A 15,302-nucleotide genomic window follows, 5' to 3' on the forward strand; every position below is an offset into this window, starting at 1 on the left:
TTCAGATTGATTATAAATATATAATCAATTTTATTTTTAAACCAGCCGGCCTTAACCTTTGGCCATCACAAAGGAGAAGGTTATGACTGAACTTACCGTTCCCGCTCACCGCCACGCCCCGCGGCATCTTCTGCCGGGGCTGGCGCTATCAGGCGCTATTACCGCGCTGGCACTCTGGCTGGGCGATATTCCGGCCGTTGCCGGACTCGGCCTGGGCGCGCTGACGCTCGCCATCCTGTGCGGAATGATCGTCGGCAACACCCTGTACCCAAACATTTCACGGCAGTGCGACGACGGCGTACTGTTCGCCAAACAGCATTTATTAAGGCTGGGGATTATTCTTTATGGCTTCCGCCTGACGTTTTCGCAAATTGCCGACGTGGGCGCAAGCGGGCTGATTATCGATATGCTGACCTTAACCAGTACCTTTATGCTGGCCTGCGTGCTGGGCCAAAAAATGTTCGGCCTGGATAAACAAACCAGCTGGCTGATTGGCGCGGGCAGCAGCATCTGCGGCGCGGCGGCTATTCTTGCCACCGAGCCGGTTGTTAAGGCCGAAGCCAGCAAGGTGACCGTCGCCGTGGCGACCGTGGTTATCTTCGGCACGCTGGCGATCTTCATCTATCCGATGATTTATCCCCTTGTCGCCCACTGGTTCACGCCGGAAGCATTCGGGATTTACGCCGGTTCAACCATGCATGAGGTCGCGCAGGTTGTGGCCGCCGGCCACGCCATCAGCCCGGAAACGGAAAATGCGGCGGTGATCGCCAAAATGCTGCGCGTGATGATGCTGGCGCCGTTCCTGATCTTGCTGGCGGCAAGAATCAAACAGCTTGCTCCGGCGGGCGCGTCACGGACGGGCAAAATCGCCATTCCATGGTTTGCGGTGCTGTTTATCCTGGTGGCGATAGTTAACTCGTTCCATCTGCTGCCTAACCCGCTGGTCAACGCGCTGGTGACGCTGGATACCTTCCTGCTGGCGATGGCGATGGCGGCGCTGGGTTTAACCACCCACATCGGCGCGCTGAAAAAAGCCGGCGTGCGTCCTTTACTGATGGCGCTGGTGCTGTTTGTCTGGCTGATTATCGGCGGCGGCGCGATTAACCTCGGCGTCCACCATCTGCTGGCATAATCTGGAACGGAAATATTCCTGTTAACCCGCTATCATTGTCGCTTTCCCGGTAGCGGGTTTTGACAGGAGACGAAAAGATGAAGTTTATTGGAGCGCACGTTAGCGCCTCGGGCGGGCTGGAAAACGCCGCCATTCGCGCCCACGAGCTGCAAGCCACCGCGTTTGCCCTGTTCACGAAAAACCAGCGTCAATGGCGGGCCGCCCCGCTGACCCAAGAAGTTATCAGCAGTTTCAAACGCGCCTGCGAAAAGTATCAATACGCGCCGGGCCAGATCCTGCCCCACGACAGCTATCTGATTAACCTTGGGCACCCGGTCACAGAGGCGCTGGAAAAGTCCCGCGAGGCCTTTATTGACGAGATGCAGCGCTGCGAACAGCTCGGGCTGACGCTGCTGAACTTCCATCCCGGCAGCCACCTCAAGCAGATCTCAGAAGAAGAGTGCCTGGCGAAGATCGCCCAGTCCATTAACGTGGCGCTTGATAAAACCCGGGGCGTAACGGCGGTGATTGAGAACACCGCGGGCCAGGGCAGCAACCTGGGCTTCCGCTTTGAGCATCTGGCAGCGATTATCGACGGCGTCGAGGACAAATCGCGCGTCGGTGTGTGCATCGATACCTGTCACGCGTTTGCGGCAGGCTATGATTTACGCACCGAAGAAGAATGCGAAAAAACCTTTAGCGAGTTCGAAAGGATCGTCGGCTTTAAATACCTGCGCGGCATGCACCTTAACGATGCAAAAAGCGCCTTTGCCAGCCGCGTCGACCGTCATAACAGTCTCGGCGAGGGCAATATCGGCCACGCGCCCTTCAGCTGGATTATGCGCGACGACCGTTTTAACGGCATTCCGCTGATTCTGGAAACCACCAATCCGGATATCTGGGCGGAAGAAATCGCCTGGCTGAAAGCCCAGCAGCGTCAGGAAACCGCCGCGTAACGCGTTATGGCGGATGGCGCTTAAGCTTATCCGCCTGCGCGCTTTAGCTAAGCTTCTCTTCCAGCCAGCCGAAAGACTCGAACCCGGCCTTAGCAATATTTTCCGCCGGCGCGGTCTGGTACTCCTCGTTGAAGATCTCAAGCGACCAGGGGCCGCGATAGCCTTTATCCAGCAATGCGCGGGCAAAGGCGGGCACCGGCAGATCGCCCGTGCCGGGGAAACAACGAAAGCGCCTGCTCCACTCCTGCACGTCGAGATCTTTGCGCGGCGCGTCAGCCAGCTGCACAAAAAAGATCTTCTCCAGCGGTATATCTGCAAGCCGCAGCTCGTCTCCGGTAGACAGCACGTGAAAACTGTCCAGCACCAGCCCTAACGACGGATGATCGACGGCTTTTACGCGATCCCAGGCCTGGGAGTAACGTCGAATATGCCTGCCCCAGGCCAGCGCTTCAAAACCGATTCTTATGCCGTGCTGCCGGGCAAGGTCGGCTATTTTCGCCAGATCTTCAGCCTGCCGGTGACGGTCTGCGCTGGCGCGCTCGTCAACGTTGCTGCACAGCAGCAGCTGTTCGCAGCCCAGCTGCTGCATGGTGGCAAAAGTTCTACGCGCGCGCTCCATATTTGCCGCCAAATCTTCCGCAGGCATCCCCTCGAAGTTACGAAACGGCTGGTAGAGCAGGATTTGCAGATCGAGGCTGGCAGCAAGCCGCGCGATATCGCGGGCGCCGCCTTCCCAGGCCTGCAGATCGGGTTCGAAGATTTCCACGCCACGGAAACCCGCATTGGCTATGGCGCGAAGCTTTTCGGGCAACGTACCGGCAACGGAAACTGTGGCTATTGAACGCTGCATATATTCCTCTGAGGCTGACTGACGATAAGCTAAGTTTGAACCATATGGTTCATCAGGCAACCTTCAAAGGTTAATTCAGGCTGTAAGTGAAGCTTTGCGCAGCTGGAAAGCAAAACGCCCCCGGTCTGGCCGGAGGCGTTGAGGTAAAGCTTAGCGGTCCTGGAGATTAAGCGGCTTTTGCGGCCAGCTCCCCTTCCGGGCGCTTCAGGAAGGCGTACGACAGACCGGCCAGCAGCGTACCCGCCACAATGGCAATCAGGTAGCCCAGCACCGGCGTAATGGCGCCAGGAATCAGCAGAACGAACAGGCCGCCGTGCGGCGCCATCAGCTTCGCGCCAACGGCCATGGAGATTGCACCGGTCACCGCGCCGCCAACGATACAGCAGGGCAGTACGCGCATCGGGTCGCGGGCCGCGAAAGGAATCGCCCCTTCGGTGATAAAGCACAGGCCGAGCACCAGCGCCGCTTTGCCGCCCTCCTGCTGCGCCTTGTCGAATTTACGACGGGCAACGAGCGTCGCCAGACCCAGCGCCAGCGGTGGAACCATGCCCGCCGCCATAATGGCCGCCATTGGCGCGTAGGTCTGGGTGCTCAGCAGGCCGACGCCAAAGGCGTACGCCGCTTTGTTCACCGGACCGCCCATGTCGGTGCACATCATGCCGCCGAGGATTGCACCCAGCAGAACCGCGTTAGCGGTGCCCATGGTTTGCAGCCAGTGGGTCAGGCCCTCAAGGATTTTCGCAACCGGCGTGCCAATCAGATAGATCATCGCCAGGCCGACGATCAGGCTGGAAATCAGCGGAATGATCAGGATTGGCTTCAGGGCTTCCATGCTCGGCGGCAGCTTCAGCTTAGTGCTGATGGCTTTCGCCACGTAACCCGCAAGGAAGCCGGCGATGATGCCGCCGATAAAGCCGGAACCCGTGCTCACCGCTAACATACCGCCGATCAGGCCCGGCGTCAGGCCCGGACGGTCGGCGATGGAGAAGGCGATATAGCCCGCCAGCACCGGCACCATCAGCGCAAAGGCTGAGCCGCCGCCGATTTGCATCAGCGCCGCGGCAAGCGTGCCCGGCACTTTAAAGGCTTCGATACCGAACGCGAAGGAAAGCGCGATACACAGCCCGCCCGCCACCACCATCGGCAGCATATAGGAGACGCCGGTCAGCAGGTGGCGATAGGCGCCCGCGCTCTCTTTTTTGCCTTCCTTCGCGGCGGCAGCGCTTTGTCCTGTCGCTTCGTAAGGTCTGGCTTCAGCCACGGCTTTATCCAGCTCCTGGGCGGTTTTCTTCAGCGCAAGGCCGGTAGAAGTACGGTACATCGGCTTACCGGCAAACTTCGCCAGGTCCACTTCGATGTCCGCCGCAACGAGCACCAGGTCCGCTTCAGCCACTTCTTCAGGGGTGATGGCATTGCCTGCGCCGACGGAGCCGCGGGTTTCGACCTTCACCCACCAGCCGCGTTTTTTCGCTTCGGTTTCAATGGCTTCAGCAGCCATAAAGGTATGCGCCACGCCGGTAGGGCAGGCGGTGACCGCAACGATGCGTTTCGGGCCTTTGGCTACCGCAACCGCCGCCGCTTCGGCCACGGGCGCGGTGTAAGGTTTGGCTTTGCCCTTTGCCTCGCTTAAAAACAGCTCCGGATGCAGCACCGCGCGGTCTATATCGCCGAGAAAGACATTTTTGCCGTTCAGCGCGCTATCCGCAGGAATGGCGTCACCCACCACGATAGCCAGTTCGGCTTCGTTTGGGTTATCGGTAATCGTCAGATGCGCTTTTTGCGCCGCGGCGCCCAGCAGGGTTTTCGCGAGGTATGCGCGCGCCTGTCCAAGCGTAGGGTCGATAATCAGCAGCGTTTTCATGGTTCCTCTCCTGAATCAGTTAAACGGTTTCAGGTCAACACGGGCCATCATGGCGGCCAGCTGCGTGCGATCTGTTATTCCAACGTTGCTCTGGCTTACCGCCAGCGCGGCGACGGCCGTGGCCAGGCGCAGGGTGTGCTCGCTGGACTCACGCATCAGCAGGCCGTAAATCAGGCCGCCGACCATGGAATCCCCGGCGCCGACGGTGCTGACAACCTCGCAGGCCGGCGGTTTAGCAATCCATTCGCCCGACGCGTTTACCCACAGCGCCCCTTCGGCGCCCAGCGAGATAACCACATGGGCGATGCCCTGCTCGCGCAGCGCGTGCGCGGCGTCAATCACGTCTTTCATTTCCGGCAGCTTGCGGCCGGCCCAGATTTCCAGCTCGCGGCGGTTAGGCTTCACCAGCCACGGCGCGGCTTTCAGGCCCGCCACCAGCGCCTCGCGGCTGCTGTCGAAGATAATGCACGGACACTGGCTGCGCAGGCGCGTCATCCAGTCGGTGAAGGCTTCCGGCGTGACGCCCGCAGGCAGGCTGCCGCTCACACAAACCATGTCGAACTGGCCAAGCCAGCTCAGGGAGTCGGCGACAAAGCGCTCCCAGTCCGCCGGCGTCACCTCAAAGCCGGAGAAGTTCAGGTCGGTGACCTCGCCGTCCTTTTCGGTCAGCTTGACGTTAATACGGGTGCGGCCCTGGACGACCTGGAAGCGGTTGGCAATGCCCAGCTCGCTGAACAGCTGCTGAAAGCCGTCCTGGTTGTCCTTGCCGAGGAAACCGCCGACGGTGACGTCGATGCCGAGGTCCTTAAGCACTTTGGCGACGTTGATGCCCTTACCCGCGGCGTGCAGCCCGGTGGTGCGCACCAGGTTTACTTCGCCGCGTTCAATTTCCGCGGTGTAACCAACAAGATCGTAAGCCGGGTTAAGGGTGATGGTAGCTACGCGTCTGGTCATGCTGCCCCCTCGCCCAGACCGGCGGCGATAGCTTCGCCAATCGCCTGCAGCGCCTGCTGCGCGTCATCGCCCTGCGCGGTAAAGCGCAGGCGGTGGCCTTTTTTCACGCCCAGCGCAACCACTTTCATCAGGCTGCGCCCGTTGGCCGGCTTGCCGGAACCATCGAGGTTTGTCACGGTTATCTCACTGGTAAATTGTTTAATGGTGTTCACCAGAACGGTGCCCGGGCGCGCGTGCAGACCGTGCTCGTTGCGGATGGTGAACTCTTCGGTCAGCAGGTTTTCAGCCGTAGCCGTATCGCTGGTCAGCAGCGTCAGCAAAGTCGGCGCATCCGCGTTCAGCAGGTTTTCAGCTTTATTGCTTATCAGCATGTCGCTCAGGCGGTTAAGCAGCTGCAGCGGCTGGTCGTCGACCACGGCCACGGTCATCAGCAGGGCGACCGGCTTGCCTTCGGCTTCAAACGTATGGGTCGGACGGCTGATGGCCACGGCGCTCGCAAGGTTGCCCTCGGTGCTGTCGTTAAGCCAGATTCCCTGGCCGAGATACAGCGGCTTGCTGGACACCACCTGGCTTACGAAGGAAGCGTCGGCGGCGCCGGCCTGCCGGATACGGCCTGCGTTTAACGCCTGCAGGGTCATCAGATCGTCCGCGTTGACGTCCAGCGTAAGAAGCGAGTTATCAAACAGCAGCGCCGGGCTTTGCTTTTCGCCCATCAGCAGCGCGCGCAGCTCTTCGGCGGTGGTTGCCGTTTTTAACTGCCCGGCCACCGCATCGTCGCTCAGCACGTGCGTCAGCTGACGCAGCAGGCCAAGGTGTTCGTCGGAGCTGGCCGCAATGCCGATGGCGACGTAGGCTTTCTGCCCTTCGGCCCATTCAACGCCCTGCGGAAACTGATAAACCTGAACGCCGGTTTTTAACACCAGATCCCGGGTATCGGTGGTGCCGTGTGGAATGGCGATGCCGTTGCCAAGATAGGTTGCGGTTTGCCGCTCGCGGGCCAGCATCCCGTCCACATAGCCTTCGCTTACGTTACCCGCCTGCGTGAGCGCCGCGGCAACCTGACGGATGGCCTCTTCTTTATTCCCGGCGCTCTGCCCCGGGTGGATATCCTGCACAGATAACTGAAACATGGTTCCTCTCCTGCTGAATTGAAACGATTCAGCTTGCGTGAGAAAAAAAGCGTCACTCCACTCAGGCTTTAAACGAAGACGACGCTGAAACGTTTCAAGGAGTGTGTGTTTTTCCCGAAAATCAGGCAAGTTTTGTTGTCATTTCGTTGCCAAATTTTTGAGGTTCCGCACATTCCTTGCTAATCGAAACGGCAAAGCTGAACGCCGTTAAGGCAAAATCCGGCGGGTTAAGGCATGAAATCAGAACGCCGTTTTAGCTTTTTGTATCGCTTTTGATTTGAACGGCTGTTTATTTTGTGACGAGGCGCGTAAACTCCGCGCGTTCCCTTTTAACCGATCCCAAGCCCATGCAAAACACCCCTGTTGCCGCCGCCCGTAAGCCTCTCGATCTGACCTCTTCCGCCTTCTTGATTGTAGCTTTTTTAACCGGCATTGCCGGCGCCCTGCAAACGCCGACGCTGAGCCTGTTTTTAACCGAGGAGGTGCACGTTCGTCCGGCGATGGTGGGCTTCTTCTTTACCGGCAGCGCGGTAATCGGCATTCTGGTCAGCCAGTTTCTGGCCGGGCGTTCGGATCGTAAAGGCGACCGCAAGTCGCTGATCTTCGTCTGCTGCCTGCTCGGCGCACTGGCCTGCGTGCTGTTTGCCTGGAACCGGAACTACTTTATCCTGCTGTTTGTCGGGGTGTTTCTGAGCAGTTTTGGCTCGACCGCCAACCCGCAGATGTTCGCCCTTGCCCGCGAGCACGCTGACCGCACCGGGCGCGAAGCCGTGATGTTCAGCTCTATTTTGCGCGCTCAGGTGTCGCTTGCCTGGGTTATCGGCCCGCCAATCGCCTATGCGCTGGCGCTGGGTTTCGGCTTCACCGCCATGTATCTCAGCGCGGCCTTTGCGTTTGTGGTTTGTAGCCTGATGGTGTGGCTGTTTCTGCCCTCCATGCGCAAAGAGCCGCTGGCTACGGCCGGCCGGCTTGAAGCCCCGCGCCGCAACCGCCGCGATGCGCTGCTGCTGTTTGTCGCCTGCACCATGATGTGGGGCTGCAACAGCCTGTACATCATCAATATGCCGCTTTACATCATTAATGAACTGCATCTGCCGGAGAAGCTGGCGGGGGTGATGATGGGGACGGCCGCCGGTCTGGAAATCCCTACCATGCTGATTGCGGGCTATTACGCCAAACGCTTCGGTAAGCGCCTGCTGATGCGTATTGCGGCCGTCGCGGGCCTGCTGTTTTACGTCGGCATGCTGACCCTGCACAATGAAATCATGCTGCTTGCTTTACAGCTGCTGAACGCTATTTTTATCGGCATTCTGGCGGGCATCGGCATGCTTTATTTTCAGGATTTGATGCCGGGCCAGGCGGGAGCCGCCACCACGCTTTACACCAATACCACGCGCGTGGGCTGGATTATCGCCGGTTCTTTGGCGGGCGTGGCTGCTGAAATCTGGAACTACCACAGCGTATTTTTTATCGCGCTGGGCATGATAGCCGTTACGGCCTATTGCATGGCGCGTATTAAAGACGTTTAAGGCGCGGTATCCGCTTCGAGTTTAATCAGATATATCATCGCCTGATCCCGATTTGTGAAGCACATCTCGCGGCTGGCCTGCAGGCTCGCGCAGACTTTCGGGCGTAGCGGCGAGAAGAATATTTTGCAGCGCATATCTGCGGCCAGCTGAACGCAAGGGGTGTTTGCCGGCTTGCCGTTGGGCATGCCGGGTATCGGGCTTGAAATAGAAGGCGCGGTGCAGCAGGCTCCGCAATCAGGACGGCAGTCCATCAGCATTACTCCGGTGGGCTGGCTTGTGGGCGGACTGTATCAGTACCACGCGGGCTTTACTATGCTCATTTATACTTTGTCGCACAGACGATGAAATCCGCTTGCCTGAAATGCACCTCGCGAGTAATTTGTCGCAATATTTTCGCCCCTCAATTTTTTACAGGAAACATCGATGGCAAGAGCTAACGAAGTCAAAAAAGGCATGGTACTGAACTACAACGGCAAGTTGCTGATTGTAAAAGATATCGACATTCAGTCGCCGAGCGCGCGCGGCGCGGCAACCCTTTATAAAATGCGTTTTTCCGACGTCCGCACCGGACAGAAGGTGGAAGAGCGTTTTAAAGGCGACGACATCGTCGATACCATTACCCTGACCCGTCGTTTCGTTGATTTCTCCTATATCGATGGCAACGAATACGTATTTATGGATAAAGAAGATTACACCCCGTACATCTTCACCAAAGATCAGATTGAAGAAGAGCTGCAGTTCATCCCGGAAGGCGGCATGCCGGACATGCAGGTGCTGACCTGGGACGGCCAGCTGCTGGCGCTGGAACTGCCGCAAACCGTGGATCTGGAAATTGTTGAAACGGCGCCGGGCATTAAAGGCGCTTCCGCAAGCTCCCGCACCAAGCCCGCCACCCTTTCCACCGGCCTTGTGATTCAGGTGCCGGAATACATGGTGACCGGCGAGAAGATCCGCATCCATATCGCTGAGAAGCGCTCGATGGGCCCGCGCGGACTAAGAAAATAAAAAACCCGCCGCGGCGGGTTTTTTTATGGCGGCTGAAAACTACTTCAGCAAATCCGGGAACATCGTCTGCTTCAACGCCAGCTCCACGCCGCGCACTTCCGCCAGCCCTTTCAGGCGGCCAATCGCCGAGTAGCCGGGGTTCGTTTTCTTGTGCAGATCGTCAAGCATCTGGTGGCCGTGATCCGGGCGCATCGGAATAGGACGCAAGTCGCCGCTGTTTTTACGGCGCTGCTCTTCGGTAAGAATCGCCTTCACCACCGACACCATATCCACATCGCCCTGCAGATGCGCACCTTCATGGAAGGTTTTCGGGTTTTCTTCGCGGCAGGTAGCGCGCAGATGGGTAAAGTGAATGCGATCGCCGAAGGTTTCAATCATGCGCACCAGATCGTTGTCCGCGCGCACGCCGTAGGAGCCGGTGCACATGGTGAAGCCGTTATGGATGCTGTCGACCGTCTCCTTCAGCCACTGCATGTCTTCAATGGTCGAGACAATGCGCGGCAGGCCGAGGATCGGACGCGGCGGATCGTCCGGGTGCACGGCCAGGCGTACGCCGACCTCTTCCGCTACCGCAACAATCGCGCGCAGGAAGTAGGCCATGTTTTCACGCAGCTGCGCTTTGTCGATGCCGTCATACTCCGCCAGGCGAGCGCGGAACCGATCGAGCGTATAGCCCTCTTCCGCACCCGGTAAGCCGGCGATGATATTGCGGGTCAGCTTCTCTTTTTCCGCCCCGGACATGTTATGGAAGTAGTCCAGCGCCTGGCGCCGCTCTTCTTCGCTGTAGTCCGCCTGCGCGCCGGGACGTTGCAGGATATGCAGCTCGAAGGCGGCAAAGGCGATCTGGTCAAAACGCAGGGCTTTTGAGCCGTCCGGCAGTTCATATTCCAGGTCGGTGCGGGTCCAGTCGAGGATCGGCATGAAGTTGTAGCAGACGGTGTCGATGCCGCATGCGGCCAGGTTGCGAATGCTCTGCTGATAGTTGGCGATATGCCGGTCGTAGTCGCCGGTATGGGTTTTAATCTCTTCGTGTACCGGAATGCTCTCTACCACTGACCAGGTCAGCCCTTTCGCCGCGAGCTCGGCCTGGCGCTGTTTGATTTCAGCTACCGGCCAGACCTCGCCGTTTGGAATGTGGTGCAAAGCGGTGACGACGCCGGTTGCGCCCGCCTGGCGCACATCATCCAGCGATACCGGGTCTTTCGGTCCATACCAACGCCAGGTTTGTTCCATTACCAGTTCCTCATTGAATAAGTTGTCATACCAATTCTACAATATTGCTTTGACGACTACCATACCACAAAGCCGGCAACGATCCATTTTACCCGCGAAATTGGTTGATCCAGCTCACATTAAAACGATAAAGCCAGCACACCAATTCAATTTGCTGTCATATAACTTTAGACTAGGCATGTTACTAATTCGTTAATCAGGATTTGCATTTTATGAACACCATCGCTTCAGTCAGCCTGCCGGCCAGTATTCAGCAGCCGCGTTACGACCGTAGCGCGTTAAAGACGCGCATCGTGCATTTTGGCTTTGGCGCCTTTCACCGCGCCCACCAGGCGCTGCTGACCGACCGCGTGCTTAACGCGCTGGGCGGCGACTGGGGCATCTGCGAAATCAGCCTGTTTAGCGGCGATAAGCTGATGAGCGCCCTGCGCGCCCAGGATCATCTGTATACCGTGCTGGAAAAAGGGCCTGCGGGTAATCAGGCTATTATTGTCGGCGCCGTGAAGGAGTGCCTGAACGCGAAGCTCGACGGGCTGGAGGCCATTATCGAAAAGTTTTGCGAGCCGCAGGTGGCCATTGTTTCGCTGACGGTGACCGAAAAGGGTTACTGCATCGACCCGGCGACGGGCAGGCTGGATACCAGTAACGAGCGCATCGTTCACGATCTGCAAAATCCGGGCGCGCCCCATTCGGCGCCGGGAATTCTGGTTGAAGCGTTAAACCGCCGCCGCGAGCGCGGCCCTGCGTCCTTTTACCGTGCTTTCGTGCGATAACATTCCTGATAACGGTCACGTCGTGCGCAATGCCATTATCGGCATGGCGGAAAAACGCAGCCAGCAGCTGGCCGACTGGATAGGCGAGCAGGTGACTTTTCCGGGCACCATGGTCGATCGTATCGTGCCCGCCGCCACGCCGGAATCCTTGCAGGAAATCACCGATACCCTGGGCGTTGAAGATCCGTGCGCTATCTCCGGTGAACCCTTTATTCAGTGGGTTATCGAAGACAATTTCGTCGCTGGCCGCCCGCGGTGGGAAGAAGCCGGCGTTGAGATGGTCGACGACGTGATGCCGTGGGAGCAGATGAAGCTGCGCATGCTTAACGGCAGCCACTCTTTCCTCGCCTGGCTGGGCTATCTCGCCGGCTATCAGCACATTAATGAATGCATGGCGGATGAGAGTTTCTACCGCGCGGCGCATCGGCTAATGATGCAGGAACAGGCGCCGACACTGCGCGTGACGGGTGTCGATCTGCAACAATACGCAAACAATCTTTTAGCGCGCTTTAGCAACCCCGCGTTGCAGCACCGTACCTGGCAAATCGCGATGGACGGCAGCCAGAAACTGCCGCAGCGCATGCTGGAAAGCGTGCGCTGGCACCTGCAGCAGGGAGATGAATGGCCTTGCCTGGCGCTGGGCATCGCGGGCTGGATGCGCTATGTCAGCGGGGTTGACGATGCCGGAAACGCCATCGACGTCCGCGATCCGCTGGCGCAAAAAATTAAAGGGCTGGTGGATAACGCCTCGGAAAAAGAGCGGGTTGCCGCCCTGCTGAGCCTGACTGAAATCTTCGGCAGCGATCTGCCTGCCGATGAGCGTTTCGTCAGCCGCGTTGGCGCCGCATGGGATGAGCTGTGCAGCAAAGGCGCCCGCCGGAGCGTTGCCGACCTCATCGGATAATTGACAATCCATGCCCTTAACAGGCTGCCGTTAAATAACGTCTCCTGTTAAGGCTTCATTTTTTTCCAAATGTTGTTCAGGATAGCGATAATTATCATCAGCGCGATTGCTATTATCCGGAGCGACAGTGACCAAAACCAACCTGATTACCGGCTTCCTCGGCAGCGGAAAAACCACCACCATTTTGCATCTTCTTGCCAGTAAACCCCGCGACGAAAAGTGGGCGGTGCTGGTTAATGAGTTTGGCGAAGTCGGCATTGACGGCGCTTTGCTGGCCGACAGCGGCGCGCTGCTCAAGGAGATCCCCGGTGGCTGTATGTGCTGCGTAAACGGACTGCCGATGCAGGTTGGGTTAAATACCCTGCTGCGCCAGGCAAAGCCGGACCGCCTGCTTATTGAACCCACCGGGCTTGGCCACCCGAAGCAAATCCTCGACATGCTTACCGCGGACGTTTACCAGCCCTGGATCGACCTTAAGGCTACGCTCTGCCTGCTCGACGCTCGCCAGCTGCTTGATGAGCGCGCCGTTAACAATGACAATTTCCGCGATCAGCTTGCCGCCGCCGATATCGTTATCGCCAATAAGAGCGATCGCGCTAATGACCAAAGCCGTCAGGCTCTGGCCGACTGGCAGCAGGCGCACGCCAGCGGGCGGGAAGTGGTGCTGACGCAAAAAGGGGAGATTGATATCAGCCTGTTAGACAGGCCTCGCCAGAACCTGCGCGAACTGCCGGCCAGCGCCGAACATAGCCATACTCACGCCGCTAACCGCGGGCTTGCCGCATTAAGCCTGCCGGGCCACCAGCGCTGGAGACGCAGCGTGAACAGCGGCCAGGGCTACTTTGCCTGCGGCTGGATCTTCGATGCGGATACTGTTTTCGACACCATCGGCATTCTGGAATGGGCAAGGCTTGCGCCGGTGAGCCGGGTAAAAGGGGTGCTGCGCATTGCTGAAGGCCTGGTGCGTATCAATCGTCAGGGCGACGACCTGCATATCGAGACGCAAAACGTCGCGCCGCCGGATAGTCGTATCGAATTGATAAATAGTGAAGAGACGGACTGGAACAGCTTGCAAAGCACTCTGTTGAAGCTACGTTTAAGTTTGTAAGTCTACCCTCCCCGACTTGTCAGATGATAAATAAAGCCTGCATGATGAAAATTCGCTTACCGCTGATTGTGTTACTGAACGCCCTGGGCCTGGCGCTGTTTTTTAGCTGGTACCTGCCTGAAAACCATGGATTCTGGTTCACCCTGGACTCCGGTATTTTTCATTTCTTCAATGAAGAGCTGGTGAAAAGCCACGCTTTCCTGGTGCTGGTCGCCGTTACCAATAACCGCGTATTCGACGGCATCTCTTTGCTGGCGATGGGCTCGCTGTTTGCCTGGTTCTGGTGGCACGAAACGCCCGCCGGCCGTCGCCGCCTGGTTATTATGGGCATCGTGATGCTGCTAAGCGCGGTGGTGATCAATCAACTGGGTCATTTGATTCCGGTTTCCCACGTCAGCCCAACGCTCTATTTCACCGATATCCACCGCGTCAGCGAGCTGCTGCATTTCCCGACCAAGGACGCCTCGAAAGACAGCTTCCCCGGCGACCATGGTTTAATGCTGCTCATTTTTACCGGTTTTATGCTGCGTTATTTTGGTCAAAAAGCGTTCTTTATTGCGGTGCTTATTTTCCTGGTATTTGCCCTGCCGCGCATAATGATTGGCGCACACTGGTTTACCGATGTATTTGTCGGGGCGCTCTCTATAGCGCTGGTTGGCCTGCCGTGGGTGCTATTAACCCCACTCAGCGACGGGTTAATTAACGTTCTGAATCGCACGCTTCCCGGCAAAAATAAAACAAGTTCATAACATAAAATAAACATCCCCTAACGCAAATTATTCGGGATCCGCACAGGATCCCGGCTGCTTTTTTCAGCTGGGGAAAAATAGCCTGGTTATTAACCATTATTTTTCCCTTGAAATTTGAAGAACCTGCATAGATAAGCAGCACTTTTTGCTAACATTTGTACAAATTTATTTTTCTTCTTTTAACATCACAATTTCTTATAAAAAAGCTGCGAAAACCCCTCGCCATCCCTGTGGTGATAGGGTACTCTCAGATGCGTTTTGTGCTGCTAATCCTTATGTCTCCCTGACAGAAATAAAGTGTGCGTTAAACCACATTTCTGCCCAGAGGGAATTGTTTCGCGGCGCTTAGATAATTAGTCTCCTCACGTTGGTATTTTTGTATAACGATTAGCATCGTTAAGGACATCAAGGGAAAATAAACAAAATGGTCAAATCTCAGCCTATTTTGAGATATATCTTGCGGGCGATTCCCGCGGTTGCTGTAGCAGTAATGCTCTCAGCATGTAGTTCGACAAACACAGCAAATATGCATTCTGAGACGCATGCAGTCGGCAATAAAGACAGTTTTTTACTGCAAGCCTCTCAGGATGAATTCGAAGAAATGGTCCGTAATGTAGACGTGAAGTCCCGTCTTATGGATCAGTATGCTAGCTGGAAAGGCGTGCGTTACCGCCTTGGCGGTAGCAGCAAAAAAGGTATCGACTGTTCTGCCTTCGTGCAGCAGACCTTCCGCGATCAGTTTGGTTTAGAGCTGCCTCGTTCAACCTACGAACAGCAGGAAATGGGTAAATCCGTTTCACGCAGTAAACTGCGCACCGGTGATTTAGTGCTGTTCCGCGCGGGTTCTACCGGTCGCCACGTGGGCATCTATATCGGCAATAACCAGTTCGTACACGCCTCCACCAGCAGCGGCGTAGTGATCTCCAGCATGAACGAGCCGTACTGGAACAAGCGCTACAACGAAGCGCGACGCGTGTTAAGTCGTAGTTGATTCTCGTTACCGGCATTTAATTCCCTTGGATGCCCGAAGAGACAAAAAAATACGCTGCCCCGGCAGCGTATTTTTTGCCAAACGTTTTAATATCAGCACCTTACCCTTCCCAAACGCCTCCACAATCGTTATAATTTCCACACGAAAC

The 15,302-nt window shown here is 57.2% G+C and carries 13 protein-coding genes and 1 pseudogene; 8 read left to right on the forward strand and 6 right to left on the reverse strand.

Annotated elements, in window-relative coordinates; all coding sequences use genetic code 11:
* Nucleotides 1-82 precede the first annotated feature (82 nt).
* A complete protein-coding gene (locus WLO32_RS13930) occupies nt 83-1,132 on the forward strand; it encodes a YeiH family putative sulfate export transporter (RefSeq protein ID WP_435945652.1) in 1,050 nt (349 codons plus the stop codon).
* 77 nt (nt 1,133-1,209) lie between these two features.
* Nucleotides 1,210-2,067: a deoxyribonuclease IV gene (gene nfo, locus WLO32_RS13935; protein ID WP_435945653.1), complete on the forward strand. Its 858-nt coding sequence runs from the start codon at nt 1,210-1,212 to the stop codon at nt 2,065-2,067.
* Between the two features lie 43 nt (nt 2,068-2,110).
* On the opposite strand, the gene WLO32_RS13940 is transcribed toward nfo, so the two are convergent.
* From WLO32_RS13940 to fruB, 4 genes are all read right to left on the reverse strand, one after another.
* The gene (locus WLO32_RS13940) at nt 2,111-2,917 is read right to left on the reverse strand and encodes a sugar phosphate isomerase/epimerase family protein (RefSeq protein WP_435945654.1); all 807 of its coding nucleotides are present in this window, start codon (nt 2,915-2,917) and stop codon (nt 2,111-2,113) included.
* A gap of 166 nt (nt 2,918-3,083) precedes the next feature.
* On the reverse strand, nt 3,084-4,778 hold the full coding sequence (gene fruA, locus WLO32_RS13945) for a PTS fructose transporter subunit IIBC (RefSeq protein WP_435945655.1): 1,695 nt from the start codon (nt 4,776-4,778) through the stop codon (nt 3,084-3,086).
* A gap of 15 nt (nt 4,779-4,793) precedes the next feature.
* On the reverse strand, nt 4,794-5,732 hold the full coding sequence (gene fruK, locus WLO32_RS13950; RefSeq protein ID WP_435945656.1) for a 1-phosphofructokinase: 939 nt from the start codon (nt 5,730-5,732) through the stop codon (nt 4,794-4,796).
* Complete coding sequence (gene fruB / locus WLO32_RS13955; protein WP_435945657.1) at nt 5,729-6,862, reverse strand: fused PTS fructose transporter subunit IIA/HPr protein; 1,134 nt, start codon at nt 6,860-6,862, stop codon at nt 5,729-5,731. The genes fruK and fruB overlap by 4 nt, the downstream gene beginning before the upstream one ends.
* A gap of 347 nt (nt 6,863-7,209) precedes the next feature.
* Between fruB and setB the strand changes: the two genes are divergently transcribed.
* Nucleotides 7,210-8,391 (forward strand): sugar efflux transporter SetB, encoded by a 1,182-nt coding sequence (gene setB, locus WLO32_RS13960; RefSeq protein WP_435945658.1) that lies wholly within the window; start codon nt 7,210-7,212, stop codon nt 8,389-8,391.
* Here setB and WLO32_RS13965 read toward each other — a convergent pair.
* Nucleotides 8,388-8,642, reverse strand: coding sequence for a YkgJ family cysteine cluster protein (locus WLO32_RS13965; protein ID WP_435945659.1), 255 nt, complete (start codon nt 8,640-8,642; stop codon nt 8,388-8,390). The genes setB and WLO32_RS13965 overlap by 4 nt on opposite strands.
* A gap of 172 nt (nt 8,643-8,814) precedes the next feature.
* Here WLO32_RS13965 and yeiP point away from each other — a divergent pair, with 172 nt between their 5' ends.
* Nucleotides 8,815-9,396 carry an elongation factor P-like protein YeiP gene (gene yeiP / locus WLO32_RS13970; protein ID WP_435945660.1) on the forward strand — a complete coding sequence of 194 codons (582 nt, stop codon included), beginning with the start codon at nt 8,815-8,817 and terminating at the stop codon, nt 9,394-9,396.
* 39 nt (nt 9,397-9,435) lie between these two features.
* Here the strand turns inward: yeiP and uxuA are convergent, their stop codons facing one another.
* Nucleotides 9,436-10,629: a mannonate dehydratase gene (uxuA, locus tag WLO32_RS13975; protein ID WP_435945661.1), complete on the reverse strand. Its 1,194-nt coding sequence runs from the start codon at nt 10,627-10,629 to the stop codon at nt 9,436-9,438.
* A 212-nt stretch (nt 10,630-10,841) separates the two neighbouring features.
* Here uxuA and WLO32_RS13980 point away from each other — a divergent pair.
* The 4 genes and pseudogenes from WLO32_RS13980 to mepS all read left to right on the forward strand — a co-directional run bounded on the left by WLO32_RS13980 (nt 10,842) and on the right by mepS (nt 15,154).
* Nucleotides 10,842-12,306, forward strand: a pseudogene (locus tag WLO32_RS13980) (mannitol dehydrogenase family protein).
* A 127-nt stretch (nt 12,307-12,433) separates the two neighbouring features.
* Nucleotides 12,434-13,414, forward strand: a complete 981-nt coding sequence (locus WLO32_RS13985) for a CobW family GTP-binding protein (RefSeq protein WP_435945662.1) — start codon at nt 12,434-12,436, stop codon at nt 13,412-13,414.
* A gap of 44 nt (nt 13,415-13,458) precedes the next feature.
* Nucleotides 13,459-14,163 (forward strand): phosphatase PAP2 family protein, encoded by a 705-nt coding sequence (locus tag WLO32_RS13990; protein ID WP_435948307.1) that lies wholly within the window; start codon nt 13,459-13,461, stop codon nt 14,161-14,163.
* 424 nt (nt 14,164-14,587) lie between these two features.
* Nucleotides 14,588-15,154, forward strand: a complete 567-nt coding sequence (gene mepS / locus WLO32_RS13995) for a bifunctional murein DD-endopeptidase/murein LD-carboxypeptidase (protein WP_435945663.1) — start codon at nt 14,588-14,590, stop codon at nt 15,152-15,154.
* Nucleotides 15,155-15,302 lie beyond the last annotated feature (148 nt).

This window comes from Dryocola mayonis, assembly GCF_051307045.1.
GTDB lineage: Bacteria > Pseudomonadota > Gammaproteobacteria > Enterobacterales > Enterobacteriaceae > Dryocola.